11 protein-coding genes are annotated in these 16,655 nt (G+C 45.6%); 6 read left to right on the top strand and 5 right to left on the bottom strand.

Going from position 1 to position 16,655, the window contains the following annotated elements:
- Window positions 1-43: 43 nt before the first annotated feature.
- The 5 genes from A3842_RS19175 to A3842_RS19155 all read right to left on the bottom strand — a co-directional run bounded on the left by A3842_RS19175 (window position 44) and on the right by A3842_RS19155 (window position 6,928).
- The gene (locus A3842_RS19175) at window positions 44-982 is read right to left on the bottom strand and encodes an alpha/beta hydrolase (protein ID WP_074102395.1); all 939 of its coding nucleotides are present in this window, start codon (window positions 980-982) and stop codon (window positions 44-46) included.
- A complete protein-coding gene (locus tag A3842_RS19170) occupies window positions 979-3,075 on the bottom strand; it encodes a serine hydrolase domain-containing protein (protein WP_074102410.1) in 2,097 nt (698 codons plus the stop codon). Before A3842_RS19170 ends, A3842_RS19175 begins: the two co-directional genes overlap by 4 nt.
- Window positions 3,076-3,299: 224 nt before the next feature.
- Entirely contained in the window at window positions 3,300-4,661 is a 1,362-nt protein-coding gene (locus A3842_RS19165) for a sensor histidine kinase (RefSeq protein WP_074102394.1), read from the bottom strand.
- Window positions 4,658-5,332, bottom strand: coding sequence for a response regulator transcription factor (locus A3842_RS19160; protein WP_074085744.1), 675 nt, complete (start codon window positions 5,330-5,332; stop codon window positions 4,658-4,660). The genes A3842_RS19165 and A3842_RS19160 overlap by 4 nt, the downstream gene beginning before the upstream one ends.
- Window positions 5,333-6,025: 693 nt before the next feature.
- Window positions 6,026-6,928, bottom strand: a complete 903-nt coding sequence (locus tag A3842_RS19155) for an AraC family transcriptional regulator (protein WP_083609648.1) — start codon at window positions 6,926-6,928, stop codon at window positions 6,026-6,028.
- A 200-nt stretch (window positions 6,929-7,128) separates the two neighbouring features.
- Here A3842_RS19155 and A3842_RS19150 point away from each other — a divergent pair, with 200 nt between their 5' ends.
- The 6 genes from A3842_RS19150 to A3842_RS19125 all read left to right on the top strand — a co-directional run bounded on the left by A3842_RS19150 (window position 7,129) and on the right by A3842_RS19125 (window position 16,534).
- Window positions 7,129-9,312: an alpha-galactosidase gene (locus tag A3842_RS19150; protein ID WP_074102393.1), complete on the top strand. Its 2,184-nt coding sequence runs from the start codon at window positions 7,129-7,131 to the stop codon at window positions 9,310-9,312.
- 113 nt (window positions 9,313-9,425) lie between these two features.
- Window positions 9,426-11,210 (top strand): sensor histidine kinase, encoded by a 1,785-nt coding sequence (locus A3842_RS19145; protein WP_074085597.1) that lies wholly within the window; start codon window positions 9,426-9,428, stop codon window positions 11,208-11,210.
- Window positions 11,203-12,750, top strand: a complete 1,548-nt coding sequence (locus tag A3842_RS19140; protein ID WP_074102392.1) for a response regulator transcription factor — start codon at window positions 11,203-11,205, stop codon at window positions 12,748-12,750. The genes A3842_RS19145 and A3842_RS19140 overlap by 8 nt, the downstream gene beginning before the upstream one ends.
- 85 nt (window positions 12,751-12,835) lie before the next feature.
- Window positions 12,836-13,792, top strand: a complete 957-nt coding sequence (locus A3842_RS19135) for an ABC transporter permease (protein ID WP_074085595.1) — start codon at window positions 12,836-12,838, stop codon at window positions 13,790-13,792.
- 14 nt (window positions 13,793-13,806) lie between these two features.
- Window positions 13,807-14,745 carry a carbohydrate ABC transporter permease gene (locus A3842_RS19130; protein ID WP_074085594.1) on the top strand — a complete coding sequence of 313 codons (939 nt, stop codon included), beginning with the start codon at window positions 13,807-13,809 and terminating at the stop codon, window positions 14,743-14,745.
- 82 nt (window positions 14,746-14,827) lie between these two features.
- Entirely contained in the window at window positions 14,828-16,534 is a 1,707-nt protein-coding gene (locus A3842_RS19125) for an ABC transporter substrate-binding protein (RefSeq protein WP_074102391.1), read from the top strand.
- Window positions 16,535-16,655 lie beyond the last annotated feature (121 nt).

The following is a 16,655-nucleotide window of genomic DNA, read 5'->3' as shown; positions in this document are numbered from 1 at the left end:
AATCCATGGACGAGGTGTCTTTTTCGGTACTCATTGATATCTTTTATTTTATTTCATTCATAAATCTCCTGAAATTTTCCGCGATTTCTTTGGAGCGGGTATAGTGCAGATAGTGCTCTCCTTCAAATGTCATCACTTTTCCATGTACTGAGTTTTTTATTTGCTCCTCATGAAGAGGTATCCAATTTTCCGTTTCGGTATCATTCGCTTGTAAAAAGAAAATAACAGGAAGCTCTTTGGGGAAGGACAAGTTCTCTGCTGCTTTGAAATTAGGACCAAAATTTTCGCCTTCATTCAGGTTGTTCGGATTAAACGTATTTTTGAGTGAAAGCATTCTAATTTGTTCTCTAGTTTCATCATCAACGTCGGGTGCAAGCAGTTGGTCAGGGGCCAGCTTCATTAACAAGCGGTAGAACCCTGATTTTTTAAGCAGTTTATACGTTCCTGCCGGGAATGGATCATCCGTACCGCCTTGTGTTGGAACGCTGCTTTCAATTCCGACAAACGCACTGACTTCGTTTGGATATTTGTTCACATAATCCAGTCCGTAAATCCCTGAAATGGAGTGAACCATGAGCGTGTACCGATGAATATTAAGTTGCTGTAAAGCTTCATGAATTTCACTAACCATATTTTCAGTGGTACGCTCTTTTTCAGTTACGTCACTTAATCCATAACCGAAAGGCTCAATTACGACGACTTTGTATAAGGGAGATAGCTCATCAATTAACGGTTTAAAATCAAGGGCTGGAGCTGGTGTTCCATATCCGGGAAGCAATACCACCGTTTCTTCGCCTTTTCCTTGAATCAACACATTCATGTTTTTCCCGTCAACCGCTACAAACTGGCCATAGGGTTTTATTTTCCCTTCCTCCGATTTGTTGCTAAATACATTAATAATAAAAACAGTGGCAATAAATAATACAGAAGCAATAACTATGGCTCCGAATATTTTGAGCAAAATGATTAATATTTTTTTCATTTACTTTTTAATAAAATTTCAAATTGGGAGCCAGCCTCACCTGCAAATACAATACGGCCGTTTTCTGGTAAGACAACTTCATTCTTACCGCTGACCACGCTGTGATTAATACAAATACCTGTCTGGTCATATACCGCAAATCCCCCATTTGCAGGCATCTTCACGGTCATGACTTTTCCTTTCACAGTAGCTGGTACCGAAAACCATTTGGCATATCCATCTGCTTGGATGGTTGTTGCGGATTGTTTACCCGAATAGATTGGTTTCACCATTTCCTCACTGGCGTATACATAACCTGAAAATGTAAGATACTCTCCTCCGTTCTTTTTGGAGAAATGAATGTCAATCGTATCCCGTCCGGCAGTACCAGGAATCTGCAATCGATTGGCTGCTTCGTTGGCTCCAATAATCTTATTATTGGACATATACCCTGGATTCTCTTTATTCATATGAATAGGCAGGATCGATGTAGCATTAAGATAGAGCATTGATGTGTATTTCTCATTCACCAGATAATATTTTTTACCATCGCGCTTTGCCCATGCAGCGTTAATCTCCTTGGATAATGTATTGGCTGTAAGCTTCTCCGCATTATATTCTGAGAAAGCCAGCTGTCCGAGTCCTGGAACGGATATATAGGATCGAGACCACAGGTAGGTACTCCCATTTTTCTCCACAACGAATTTTAACTTTTCTGTACCTTCGTCGTTAACAAAATTACCATCCGCAGTATATGTGTATTTTTGAACCGGATTACTCGGAGCTGTGAGTGAGGATATAGTCATTTGTCCGGCCGTATTTATATTGATCTTCGTAACCGAATTATTGCCACCATATATACCTGCATACTTGGATATTCCCTTAGGCATATTTGCCTTCACTGGCACGCCAAATGATTTTTCCGGCATCCGTTCTGTAATCATGCCCTTATCTTCAAGTGCGCTGAGTAATAACTCACTCGCAATGAATTGATTGGTTATGCTTGCTCCGCCTGAAGAGATAACCGCTGCAGCCATGTTATATCCTGGAAGCACCACTAATGAAGAATGATAAGATAACGTATCTCCTCCTTTTATAACGGCCTGAATACCGTATTCGTTGAATGGGAACAAGTTCACGCTATCCCACCCTAATCCGTAAGACATAAGCGAATCGCTATCCTTAGGCCACATGCCTCTTTTATACTCTTCTTGTGCCATGTCTTTTACCGACTTACTTGAAAGAATACCCTTAACTTCTCCCGTGAAGATTCGTGAAAATTTGACCAGATCTTCAGCGGTGGAATACAGACCTCCAGTACCGAGGACATTATAATTCTCTTTTGGAAGTTGTCCTTTATAAAAAGGGGAATAGATTCCCGCCATTTCTGCCGGATCAAGCACATCCTGTGGTGTTTTGGTATGGTTCATGTCCAAAGGCTCCGTAAAATAGTTGTGTATATATGCGGTATAGCTGATACCGCTAACTCTTTCAACCAGAATCTCGGCTAACGTAAAGCCATCGTTGCTGTAAACTGAGTATGCGCCGGGATCTGCCTTCAGGTGTTGAATCGCCAATTGCTCCAAAAACGTATCATGTGAATACGTGTCATTATCTCCGTACAGTGTGGCATTGCTGGTTGAGGTGCCCAGAAGACCAGAGGAATGATTCAGCAACATACGGGGTGTAATCTGTTTGTATCGGTTATCTTTCATTGTAAAGTCAGGCATATAGTTCACAACAGGCACATCCAAATCGATCTTACCTTCGTCAACGAGCTTCATTACAGCGGCTGTAAGCATCATTTTACTGGTTGAACCGATGCCATAGATCGTATTCGAAGTAAGCGGTACCTTGTCGTTGATATCATTCTTGCCCGTTTGACCGGAGACCACAATCTCTCCACCATCGATGAGCGCATATTGCAGACTTGTCGTCCCGTACGTCTCGGTCAGTAATTTGGCTTTTTCGATCACGTTGTTCTTCGTTGTCTCATACGTAAGATTGCTGTTGTTATTCATGGCAGTCGGTGCGGCCATTGCAGACATTGGAGCAAGTATCGTCAGCATGAGAGTCGCAGCAGCTATAGTAATTCTTTTTCTTGTTGTCCCCATACTCATCTTTGTTACCTCTCCTGGTTTCACTCTCGCATCTACTCCTGTCTTCATCATTATGTTAGGCCACCTTAACGGGGGCGCTAAAGACAGTATAACCAACCAAGATGTCCCCCTAATGACTACAACATGAACGTAGGATGAACAGGCCAAAAAAGTTTGCATCATCACATGCAAGAAGGTTTATACATGGTGTCGTAGCCTAGAGAAGGCATGAAATCCAATTACCCTGCAGGTGTTGTGATTGGCAAGATGACTATGAAGGTCGTTCCTCTTCCGTATTCGCTCTCCACCCGGATGTCCCCTTGATGAAGCGATACGATCTGCTTTACAATAGCCAGTCCCATACCGCTGCCTTCATATTTCTGGCTGTGGGAACGATCAGCTTTAAAGAATCGGTCAAATATACGCTTTTGGTCTTCCGGGAGAATACCAATACCCGAATCCGATATGCGGACGGTCACGTTCTTGATATTCTGTTTGATCCTGACGCTAATTCGGGCACCATCCTTGGAAAATTTGATGGCATTGCTGAGGATATTGGTCCACACCTGATTTAGCTGGTCATGATCGGCCGTGATTTTGGTGGGCTGCAAATCAAGATCGAACTGAATGTTGCGGGCTGACCATTGGGGTTGAATAGCGACGATTACTCGTCTGATCTGTTCATCCAGACTGAGTGTGGAGAGCCGCATTTGCAATGAATGAGATTCAAGCAAACTCAGCTTTAGCAGACTATCACTTATTTTGGACATTCGTGCAGTTTCAGTGATGATAATATCGAGATAACCGCTTCGTTCGTCATCCGGAAGGTCTACCTGCTTGAGCGCTATAGCAAAACCGGAAATGGAAGTGAGCGGAGACTGAACTTCATGGGACACGTTTGTCACGAATTCCCTGCGCATCTGCTCAAGCCGCTGTAGATCGTGCATCATTTCTTCGAAGCTACGAGCCAAAGTACCTATCTCACCCTTTTGTTTAATATTAAGCTTGATGTTGAAATCTCCAGCAGCTATAAGCCGGGTCGCTTCTGTCAGCTTTTTGATCGGTCTCACCAGAAACATCGCGGAAATTAGAATCAATAGGCTTCCTGCTATTAACGAACAAATCAAAAAAGTTACAACAAACTTGATGAAAAATGAGGTGGAAGAGGAAGTGAGGGGCTCTACAAACATGGCTTTGCTGCCCATTTCAGTTTTTATCGGCAATCCCAAGAAGATCGTATCAATCCCATTGACTTGGACCTTTCCCCCCTCCAGCACTTTCTTCACTTGTTCCGTAGTCACCGGGAAAGGATATTGTCCTTTAAGTTCTCCGAAGGATTGGAATTGATCCGTTGCTTTATAGATTCGAATGTGGTAGGAATTGAGTTGCTTCATTTCACTTATAAATATTTCTGCTTCAGGTAACGGCAATGTCTCGTAGATGCGGACGATATCCTGGCCAAAGTCAAGCAAGGTGAGTTGCAGGTTTTCGTTTAATTTATCTTGAAATATCCAGGTTGCAGCAAAAAAAGCAATGATTGTGCCCCCGATCACGGAGACCAGAAAGGTCAGGACTACGCGTGTATATAAGGAACTCATCACTCCTGCACCTCAAGCCGGTAGCCAAGTCCGCGCACCGTTTCGATACGAAAATCGGAGATAGCCGCGAAACGTTCGCGTAGGCGTTTAATATGCACGTCTATCGTTCGATCATCGCCAGTATAATTAATCCCCCAAACTTGATCGATTAATTGCTCCCGCGTATAGACTTGTCCCGGTAATCCAGCAAGTTTATACAATAATTCGAACTCCTTAAGCGGCAAGGTGAACGACTCTGTACCTCTCATGACTTTATAAGTCTGCCGGTTCAGAATGACGTTGCCTAACTGGATGGTCTGCGTTAAACCTATACGGTATCTTTTCAACAGTGCCTTGACGCGAGCCATCAACTCAAGCGGATCGAATGGCTTCGTCAAATAGTCATCTGTCCCGAGCTGGAATGCTTGTACTTTCTCCCAGGTTTCGCTTCTTGCCGTCAACATTAGTAACGGAAGATCAGGATTGGCTCTTCGAAGTTCCTCGCATAATGCCCAACCGTCCATGACCGGCATCATAATATCAAGAATGACCAAATCGACTGGCGTGGAGGTATAGATGGCCAGTGCTTCCTTTCCGTCTGCGGCGTTTATCGTTGCAAATCCGTCTTTGTGCAAAAATAAACAGATGAGTTTGCGAATGTTCGCATCGTCGTCAGCAACCAATATCGTAGGTATCGTTGCCACTCTCCTTAAAAAGAATAATTCTTCGGTTGTGCAAGAGCGAAGAATGTCTAAATTATGCTACCTCATTGGCTGGAATCATGCAACGAAATTGATGTGAGAAATGATTTAAGAGTTATAGACGAAAGGGGATGTCCCAAAAGCCATGAAATGGCTACTTGGGACATCCCTTGTTTTTGGAGTCGGACAAACGTTGTGCTCCGTGAGGACGCTCCGCGAACGGACCGTTGTTCCAATCGCTCTTGTGTCCAGATTTTTTTAATTCCCCTTAGCGGTGAAAATCCGGACACAAAGGCGAACGCTACCGCTTTTCCACAATCAGTCCGTCCTCTCCGCTGTTTAAGCGGGAAACATACTACAATATTTATAAAAACGCAAAAAAGAAACCACTCTTTTGGTAAAATGGAAGTGCGACCAACCATTTCATAAGGAGAGGTTTCTTTTGTACATTCAATATACCATGGACCAACTTTGCTTGCCAATGGATCTCGAAGAAGATATCCCACCAAATCACCTTAAAAAATAATGATATTAACGTAGATTTGCATAAACATGTACCCGAAATATGTTATCCAAACGATATAACTGAAGTGGGAAATACCAATGAAATTGACCATTCAATACAGATAAGTCCAAATGTGCATGCACCGTTAAGACTAAGGCAAGTTGTTTCATTACTGGTGCGTGCTAATTTGAGCTTGGCATGTAACTATAAAATAAATGCTCCTCTTCAATCTGGATAATGGATTCTTGAGTGTCGTCCTGCATTTGAGCCTGGATCTCCGTCCGGTAATTTTTAGGGGAAGAGCCTTTTACCTTTTTGAACATTTTGGAGAAGAGCAGTGGATCATTATAGCCTACGGATCGGGAAATATCAGCGATCGAAAGTTCCGCATTCCCCATCATTTCACAGGCTTTGTTAATTCTATAATGAATTAAGTAGTTTTGAATGCTGACCGACATTCGCTCCTTAAATAATGAGCACAAATAGCTTCGGTTAAGTCCGATATATTGGGCAATGTCCTCAATAGTAATGCTCTGAGGATAATTCATTTCGATAAAATCTTTTACCTGTTCAACGTAGATTTCTGCCCGGGTCTCTTTAACTTCAGGGGATGCCACCGGGCCGTACTCCACCAGCTGCGATAACAATAAATATAGTAACCCTGTCAGCCTGGTTTCCCGGGCTTTATGGAATACTCTTGATTCGTTCATCAACTGCAAGTACTGGTAAATCATATCATCTCTATCATAGTGAATGATTGGAGATGCTTTGGTTAGCCCGGCTTGCTTGAGGAGCAGCTCCGCCGAGGTTCCGTTAAAGCCAACCCAGCAATAAGTCCAGGGATCTGCTGTATCGGCTTGATAATAAGTAATAATATCCGGAAAAATTAAGAACCCCTGTCCCTTCTTTAAGGAATACCTCTTTCCCTCGACTTCAAAAATCCCTTGTCCGCTTAATACATAATGGAGTAGATAATGACTTCTCACCGCCGGCCCAAAAAAGTGACCCGGTATACATTCCTCAATACCGAATTGAGTAGTATGCAATTCTGTGTGTTGTTTACTACGTGGCAAATACTCGAGCACAGTAAGCCTCCTGGGTATAATAATCTAGCATTATTATATATTTAGTGAGTACCAAGCCATGTACTAGATGGCTTATTTTATATATTATTTCTATAGAACTGACTGCTATATTATATAAGCTTATCAAGTATTAAGCCATGTATTAATAGTTGGAAGCAATAAACTCTTAATAGCATGAACTAGAAAGAAGGGGATTTTCAATGGGCATATTCGTACAAGAGCAGGAAGGGCTGTTTCATCTGCAGTCGTCCGGCATGAGTTATATTTTTCAGATCGTTAACGGGTATCCAGTACATGTCTATTGGGGAAGCAGGCTGATACACCGGGAATCTATGACTGAACTGATGCTTCATACCCCGGTAAATGCCGGATTAGACCGGCTGCCGCAAGAATACCCGCAATATGGGAGCGGAGATTTCCGGAATCCGGTATACCAGGTTGAACTTGAGGATGGAACACGCATCACAGAGCTTAAATATATGGGGTACAAGCAAATAAAAGGCAAACCGTCCTTAACCGGACTGCCGGCTGTTTATACAGAGGATGAGACTGAAGCGGATACATTGGAAGTGGAACTAAAGGATGCTTATTCGGGTCTAATAGTTGTGCTGAGTTACTGTATCTACGCAGACCGTAACGTCATTGTCCGCTCGGCCCGTCTATCCAATAAGGGAGACAAGAAGTTACGGCTTCGCCGTGCCTTGAGTGCCAGTGTCGATTTTCCGGGTAACCGCGATTTTGAGATCACTTATCTTTCAGGTGCATGGGCTCGGGAAGGTAATATCACCCGCAAAGGTCTTCATCAAGGGGAGACCCGAATCGATAGTAAAAGGGGCATGAGCAGCCACCAAATGAATCCATTTGCTGCGCTAGTCACTTCGGAAACGAACGAATACCAGGGGGAGGCTTTTGGTTTTAGCCTTGTCTATAGTGGTGGCTTTGAAGCAGTGGCGGAAGTGGATTCGTTCGGCTCTACCCGTTTTAGCATCGGTATAAATTCCTTTGACTTTACTTGGCTGTTAAGTCCCGGGGAGAGTTTCCAGACTCCGGAGACTGTTATGGTATACTCCGGACAAGGATTGGGAGAAATGTCACGGACGTATCACCGGTTGTACCGGACCCGCTTGTGCCGGGGGAGATACCGGGACGAAGAACGTCCGATATTGGTCAATAACTGGGAAGCTACCTATTTTGACTTCAATGCTGAGAAGCTGATATCAATAGCAGAAGAAGGCGCCAAGCTGGGGATCGAGCTTTTTGTGCTGGATGACGGCTGGTTCGGAAAACGGGATTCTGACAATTCGTCGCTTGGCGATTGGTACGAGGATCGTCGGAAGCTGCCAGGCGGTCTTGCCGATGTGGCGGAGCGCATCAACCAGTTGGGCCTTGAATTTGGGCTATGGGTTGAGCCAGAGATGATCTCGCCGGACAGCGAGCTGTACCGGAAACACCCGGACTGGTGCCTTCATGTTCCAGAGCGCAGACGCAGTGAAGCCAGATGGCAACTCGTTTTGGATTACACCCGCCAAGATGTACGTGATTATATTTATGACTCACTTTCCGCTATTTTCTCAAGTGTGCCTGTCGCTTATGTGAAATGGGATATGAATCGGTGTCTGACGGAAATTGGCTCGGCTGGCCTGCCGCCGGAACGTCAATCCGAGACTGCTCATCGTTATGTTCTAGGGTTATACGAGCTGTTAGAGCGTATTACTGCCTCATTTCCGCATATTCTGTTCGAAAGCTGCTCCAGTGGGGGCGGGAGGTTTGATCCTGGGATGTTATACTACATGCCGCAAACCTGGACCAGTGACAATACCGATGCGGTAGAACGGCTAAAGATTCAATATGGTACCAGCCTTGTGTATCCCGTAAGTGCAATTGGAGCGCATGTATCCGCTGTGCCGAATCATCAGGTTGGGAGAATAACCCCTCTTGATTTTCGGGGTGATGTCGCAATGTCTGGAAACTTTGGTTATGAGCTTGATTTGACGAAATTCACTGAAGAGGACAAAGTGACGGTCAAGCGCCAAATCGTAACCTATAAGGAGATACGCGGATTGGTACAGAGTGGGGACTTGTACCGTCTAAAGAGCCCGTTCGAAGGCAACGAGTCAGCTTGGATGTTTGTTTCCGGCAATAAAGAAGAAGCACTGGTTTACTACTTTCAGGTGATGGCCGTGCCAAACGCGCCTCAGAGATTTTTGCGTCTTGCCGGCCTTCATCCGGAATTGGAATATGAGATTCGTCCGGGGCACAGTGATGAACAGTACAACTATGGCGGAGACAGGCTGATGCAGATTGGACTACCGATTGTTTATGAACAAAAGGATTATGAAAGCGGATGGTTCAGAGTTAGGGCAATAAAGCCAACTATTGCTTGATTTATAGGATTAGCCAATCGCAGAAGAAATATCTTCAACCAATCAATACCCCTTTCTGTATGAATAGGGGTATTTGGTATGTAGCGGTTAACATTGGCCTGGGAGGGTTAACCATGTATTTTATCCGCATGATGAATGATATGAGAATGAAGAAAAAACTAGCGTTTACCTTTATTTCAGCGGCTATACTTCCTTTGCTGTTATCCGGACTTTATTTAACCGGAAAGCTCAGGGAGATCGTAATTAATAATGCCTTTATGCAAGTATCGGATAATGTAGATCGCGTTCGCAAGCGTACGGAGGAACTGATTAAGGTACCGCTGGACATTTCCTACCGTCTATCCGTGGATAACCGGATGAAGAAGGTAGCCTCGCGGGAGTATGCCAATTACGGTGAAGTTATTCAGGCTTACCGTGAATATACGGATATTCGCGATTATATCCAGTTGTACAAGGAGATATCCGGCATCCGGGTATATGTCGAAAACCCGACTGCACTGAATAACTGGGAATTTATACAGCCGGGCAAAAGCATTATGGACCAAACATGGTATAAGGAAGCCATCGATCAGAAGGGACTGGCCGGTTGGAATCTCATTAAGAATGAACAGAGTGATACAGAATCTATCAGTCTCATTCGCTCTTTCCCCGTGGATGCCATAGGTAAAAAGGGAGTATTGGTCATTAATGTGGATCAGCAGCAATTAAGCTCGATTCTGGATCAGGAATCATTTACTACCTTGATTGTGGATAGCCGAAACCGGATTGTCGGATCTAATGAAGCGGAACTGACCGGGATGAATCTGTCGGACATCAAGGTTGATGAACAGATCCTTTTAAATCAGGAGGGAAGCTATAACACGGTCGTTAAAGGGAAAGACTCCAAGGTGGTTATAGCGGATCTGAATCCGCCGAACAGCTGGAACGGGCTGCGCGTGATCTCTATCATTACCGTTGCCGGGATTACCCGTGAAGCCGATCAGGTTATTCTGCTGGGTGCAGTTGTGATCATGGTCAGCCTGTTGTTTGCTGTCCTGCTTATCTATGCTTCTGCTACACTGTTGTCCCGGAGAATGCTTCGTTTAAGCAAGCATATGGCCAAAGTGGGTTCGGGATCTTGGGAAACGTATATCCATATTGACGGTAAAGATGAAGTCGGCCTGTTGTCCAAGCAATTCAATACGCTTCTTAGAAGCGTACATGATCTGGTCCAGGAAGTTCAGGAAACAAATGCCCAGAAGAATCTTATCGAGCAGAGACAAAGCGAGATCAAGTTCAAAATGCTGGCCAGTCAGATTCATCCGCATTTTCTCTTTAACTCCCTGGAATCCATACGGATGGAAGCCCATATCCGCAGGCAGGACGATATCGCGGAGGCTGTTTGGCTGCTGAGTACCCTGCTGCGGAGCAGCCTGGAGGCTGGGAGCGGCAATATTCCCCTTCGGGAAGAAATCGAGCGCGTACGCTGTTATCTCGATATGCAGAAGTTCCGGTATGAAGACCGCTTGGAATATCACCTAACGGTTGATCCGGTCCTGCAGGAGCTGCCGGTTCCTCCGTTAATTATTCAGCCCCTGGTAGAGAATTCTATTCTACATGGCTTGGATAACCGTGAAGAAGGAGCTGTCATTACTGTTGAAGTGAAGAAAATACCGGACGGAGCTTTAATTAAAGTATTTGATAACGGTGCTGGCTTCCCGCCAGAACGGCTGGCCGGGATTCGGGCGGAGCTTGCAGAAGACGTTCATGAACAAGAGAGTGAGCGGATTGGTATGCGAAATGTAAACGACCGGCTCGTTCTGATGTATGGGGAATCCAGTGCTTTAAGTATCGAAAGTCAACCGGAAACCGGCACCACGATTACATTCTTTATTCCTGGAGGCGTAGATAATGATTAAGGTTGTTATTGTGGACGATGAACCGAAGCTGAGACAGGGACTCCAGACACTGATTGCATGGGAAAGCCTTGGTTTCACTATCGCCGCCACCGCAGGCAATGGCAGAGATGCATTGAAGATCATCGAGGATGAAGAGCCTGAACTATTAATCGCAGACATTCGGATGCCCGTTATGGACGGCCTTCAGCTTATTCAGCACTTGCGGTCGGCGGATCATCAGATGCAGTGCATCATTCTTAGCGGATATGCCGACTTCGAATATGCCAAACAAGCGATCAAGTACGGTGTAGCGGGATATCTCGTTAAACCAGTCAATATCGCAGAAATGACAGCTACGCTCAAGCTTGTACGCGGGCAGATCGAGAAAGAACGTTTGCGGAGGGACTGGAATAGGACGCAGGTGAATAACCCGGAGCTGTGTCTGCAAAAGCTGCTCAACCCGGAGAAGAATGAAGATCCGGCCACGCTGCGAAGCATGATCAGACAAACGGGTTTATTATGGAGCCACTACGAGATCGTAGTCATATCTCCCCGTGTATCTGAAGCCGACCGTTCGGAATCCTTAAGCCAGCTGTCTGCAGGACTGAAGCAAGGGATGGAGGAGCGGAATATGGGGATCGTGACTGAAAGCTCCCCGTATATCATTCTCCTGCTCAACGCGCCCTTACACGGAAGGCAGCGGCGTGATCAGCTATACGATGAGATCCGGTGCATCGCTGGCGATACCCGTTTTATTGCTGCGACCGGAGGAACTGTTACTGAACCCGAGCATATTTACAACGCTTATGTGAATGCAAGGCAAGCGGTTAAACAAGCCTTTTTTAGCTTTAATGACCGGCTCCTGGAGCCAGGCCTTATTCTGTTGTCTTCTCCCGAGTTTCCCTGTCTGAACAGTGATGCTGATGAAAAGGTGCTGGATGATTTAATATTCCGCTTGTATTACAGCTTGGATGCAGGTAATAAATCCATGGTGATGCTGCTTCTCAAGGAGGCTGCTGCTTTATTTTACAGACAGGAACAAGAGGAGAAGTCGGTCAGGCAATCCTTCTTCTTCCTGACAAACGCGATTATTCATAGGCTCGCAGCCTCCTCCCGGATAGAATCCAAAGAAATGGAGTCCGTTTCACGCTTCTTAAACGGGATTTATCAGTATGATTATCTACTGGATCTTCTGGAAGAGACCCATCATTTCCTGTTGGAGTTTATGGAGGACTCCGGGCCGAAAGGCAAAGAACAGGAGATTAAGCAAATGATCGACTTTATTCAAAGACATTATGCAGAAGACTTAAGGCTATCAACACTGGCGGGCCTGCTGAACTACAGCACACCGTATCTGGGGCAATTGTTCAGGAGTAAGACCGGAGAGTACTTTAATACCTACCTGGACAAAGTCCGGATCCAAAAAGCCAAAGAGCTGCTGGCCCAGGGAATGAAAGTCTATGAAGTGGCTGAGCTGATCGGATACGCGAGCGTGAATTACTTTTTCAGCAAATTCAAAAAATACGAGGGCCGTTCTCCGTCCGAATATAAAAATCCATAGTTTGTGTATGATTTTTCCCGAAATCCGTAGTATGGGATACACCTCTCCTCTGAATTATGATGATAAACAAGAGAGGGGAGGAACTATGAAAACGATAACACTAGGAACGGAAAACGCATACAAAAAAAGAAGGAAGAGTGCGTGGAAGCAACTGAAGAATCAGAAATACCTGTATTACATGTCTATACCCTTTGTGCTGTGGGTCTTTGTCTTTCAGTATTTACCCTTATGGGGCTGGACAATGGCCTTCCAGAAATATAAGCCGGGAATCGGTTTTTTTGATCAAAAGTGGGTAGGCTTTGAGCACTTCCGAACATTGTTCCGGGATGAGCACTTCTATCAAGTGCTGCGAAATACGCTGGCAATGAGCTTTATGGGACTGATCGCCGGGTTCATCGTACCGGTCATCTTTGCCCTGCTTCTTAATGAAGTACGTGTGCAGAGTATGAAACGGTTCGTGCAGACTGTATCCTATCTTCCGCATTTTGTCTCTTGGGTCGTGGCTGCAGGGATTGTCAGTAAGATGCTCTCTACGGATGGCGGAGTAATCAATGATATCCTCCTTGGCCTGAATATTGTGGATCAGCCGGTTCAATTCATGGCACAAGGCCACCTGTTCTGGGGGATTGTCACCGGCGCGGATATTTGGAAGGAAACAGGCTGGAATGCGATTATTTATCTCGCTGCCATATCCGGCATTGGCCCCGAATTATATGAAGCTGCAAGGGTAGACGGTGCGAGCCGTCTTAGACAAATGTGGCATATTACGCTGCCGGGGATCCGGCCGACGATTATAGTCCTGCTGATTATGTCCATCGGACATTTGCTCGGAACGGGATTTGAGAAACAGTTTTTGCTGGGGAATCACCTGGTCATCGATTACTCTGAAGTGCTTGATTTATATGCGCTTAATTATGGTCTGGCCATGGGAAGGTACTCCTTCGGAACAGCAATCAACATCTTCAATTCTGTGATTAGCCTGATGCTGTTATTTGCGGCCAACGGAGTATTCAAGCGCTTTACGAATGAAAGCATTATGTAGGGAGGAAGGGTGACATGGGGGTTGTCAACAGCAATACGCAGGTCGGCAGGTTAAAACAAAGCCGTCAGGCGAAATCAGCACATGACCGGTTTCTTGAAATCATTGTTTATGTATCCATGATTGTTGTAACTGTTCTGACGATTTATCCGTTCTTAAACGTGCTGGCCATCTCACTTAACGATTCGGTGGATACGGTCCGGGGAGGTATCACCGTTTGGCCGAGACAGTTTACGCTGGAGAATTTCAGTCTGATTTTTACTTATGGAAGTCTGATTACCGGTTTTAAAATATCAGTTTTGCGGACGGTTATTGGTACAATAGCAGGCCTAATCAGCGGCTCAATGCTGGCCTTTACGCTGGCGAGGAGCGATTTTCAGGCAAGAAGATTTGTCTCCATGTTTCTTGCTGTCACGATGTATGTCTCAGGCGGGCTGATTCCGGGATTTATTCTGATGAGAGATCTTCACATGATTGATACTTTCGCTGTTTATATTCTGCCTGGTCTTGTAAGCGCGTTTAATGTCTTCGTCATCCGCTCGTTCATCGACGGTTTGCCGTTTGCATTGCAGGAATCCGCTAAGCTGGACGGGGCTAACGATTTCACGATATATTGGCGCGTTATTCTGCCGCTGTGCAAGCCGGCATTGGCGACCGTGGCCCTGTTTCTTGCGGTAGGCCAGTGGAACTCATGGTTCGATACGTATCTGTTTAACGGCAGTAATGAGTCCTTGACCACGCTGCAATATGAATTGATGAAAATTCTACAGAGTACGACTACAAGTGCAACTAATTCCCAAGACACTGCTAACATGGCTGAGCGGATGTCACAGGTCTCACCGGAGTCGGTGAAAATGGCGATTACTATTGTGGTTACAGTTCCGATTTTGATTGTGTATCCGTTTTTACAAAAATACTTTGTCAAAGGTATGACGCTCGGTGCGGTAAAGAGTTAGTACCTCTCAGCTGTGGTGTGTCCAGGCTAAGGCCTGTCTCATACGAAGTATGATCGAATTCATAAAATTAGGGGGTTGCTTCATGAAGCCGGAAAAAAAGAAGTTTGTTGTCTCTTCCTTGGTGGCGCTGACTATAGCGTCGACACTTGCGGGATGCAGCGGGAATAATGGCTCTACTGCCGGAGAGGGCAGCAACGCGGAAGATTCTTCGTCCGGGACAGATGTAAAGCCAATCACGCTAACCTATTTTTCGGAGGACGGCAGCACGAATTGGAATAACATGAAGGATGAAGTCGGCAAGATTATTACGGAGAAGACGGGTGTAACCCTGGATGCAGAGTTTGCTGTCGGTGATCCGGTACAGAAGATCTCACTGATTGCCGCAACAGGCAACTATCCTGATCTGTTAGCTGCAAAGGCAGATGTCGGCAAGCTTGTAGACGCCGGTGCGGTCATCGATCTGACAGATTTAATCGACAAGTATGCTCCGAATATCAAAAAAATGTTAGGAGATAAGCTTGTACGGACCAAGTACAGCCTGGATGATGAGGCGATTTATGCCATACCAACCTGGTCAGCAGTGGATGAGAAGAAAATGAAAGCCGACGGCGGATTTGAACTCCAGCATCGTGTAGTTAAAGAGGCCGGTTATCCGGAAATAAAAACAGTGAAGGATTACGAAAAGGTTATTCAGGATTACATCGATAAACACCCGACGGACGAGAACGGAAATAAAAATATCGGGCTCTCACTAAACGGGGACGATTGGCATATGTATCAGGTTACCAACTCGGGATTCCAGACAACCGGGGGACCGGACGACGGCGAATATTACATCGATCAGGAAACGCACCAGGCAACTTATCATTTCCGCCGTCCGGAGGAAAAGGAATATTTCCGCTGGTTGAATCATATGAACGACATCGGTCTGCTGGATCCGGAAAGCTTCGTGCAGAAAACCGACCAGTTTAAAGCTAAAGTGGCTTCGGGCCGTGTTCTCGGGCTGGCGGATCCGGAATGGGATTACGGGGATGCACAGAATGCATTAAAGGCGGCAGGTAAGTTTGGTCAGACTTATGGTCATTATCCGGTTACCTTGAGTAAAGAGTACAAGGATACCAGCTTCTGGCCGGCCGGCTTCGACGGAGGGTATGGGATCTCGATTTCCAGCAAGTGTAAGGACCCGGTACGTGCCATTCAGTTCCTTGACTTTTTGGCCTCGGAAGAGGGTCAAATTCTCAATAACTGGGGAATCGAAGGGAAGCATTATACGATGGAAAACGGTAAACGTGAGGTTATTCCGGCAGTGCAGCAACGTATGGATAATGATAACGCCGCTTTCCAAAAAGAATCGGGTGTCGGACTTTACTGGAATATGATGGTTCATTACGGGGACGGGATTAAAGATTCAACCGGAAACTATTTCACCCGGAGTTTTCCGGAACAGCTGACGGCGAGCTATAGTGAACCGGAAAAGGAAGTACTGAAGGCATACGGTGTGGATCATTGGAAGGAACTCTTCCCGTCAGAAGAGGAATTCGAGCCAAGAGCGTATGGTGCGGCTTATACGATGTCACTTGCCAGCGACGATCCTGCTGTGATTCTTGGAGCCAAAATGAAGGATATTACCTGGAAACGAATTCCGGAAGCAGTGATGGCTAAGCCGGAGCAATTCGACAAGATCTGGGACGCCTACATGGAAGATCTGGATAAGGCCGGAGTGAAAGAGATGGAAGAAGCCTATACCAAGCATGTCCAGGACCGTATTAAATTGTGGTCTTCAAAGTAATCTAGTTGCTCATCCGGGCCCGTTTCCAACGTCTGTGCGAGGGAAACGGGCCCATTGCTATGATGAGTGATAGAGATAGACTGTTCCGCCAGCGGCAACGGCTAAATTTATTGCCATATAT

This window comes from Paenibacillus sp. P3E (assembly GCF_001909045.1).
Lineage (GTDB): Bacteria > Bacillota > Bacilli > Paenibacillales > Paenibacillaceae > Paenibacillus_AQ > Paenibacillus_AQ helianthi.
This window is presented reverse-complemented; position numbering and strand designations above follow the sequence as displayed.

Bases quoted from the DNA above. Each gene is read 5' to 3' on its own strand.
- A3842_RS19140 (WP_074102392.1), top strand. From the start codon at position 11,203: ATGATTAAGGTTGTTATTGTGGACGATGAACCGAAGCTGAGACAGGGA.
- A3842_RS19125 (WP_074102391.1), top strand. From the start codon at position 14,828: ATGAAGCCGGAAAAAAAGAAGTTTGTTGTCTCTTCCTTGGTGGCGCTG.
- A3842_RS19170 (WP_074102410.1), bottom strand. From the start codon at position 3,075: ATGGGGACAACAAGAAAAAGAATTACTATAGCTGCTGCGACTCTCATG.
- A3842_RS19130 (WP_074085594.1), top strand. From the start codon at position 13,807: ATGGGGGTTGTCAACAGCAATACGCAGGTCGGCAGGTTAAAACAAAGC.
- A3842_RS19145 (WP_074085597.1), top strand. From the start codon at position 9,426: ATGTATTTTATCCGCATGATGAATGATATGAGAATGAAGAAAAAACTA.
- A3842_RS19150 (WP_074102393.1), top strand. From the start codon at position 7,129: ATGGGCATATTCGTACAAGAGCAGGAAGGGCTGTTTCATCTGCAGTCG.
- A3842_RS19135 (WP_074085595.1), top strand. From the start codon at position 12,836: ATGAAAACGATAACACTAGGAACGGAAAACGCATACAAAAAAAGAAGG.
- A3842_RS19175 (WP_074102395.1), bottom strand. From the start codon at position 982: ATGAAAAAAATATTAATCATTTTGCTCAAAATATTCGGAGCCATAGTT.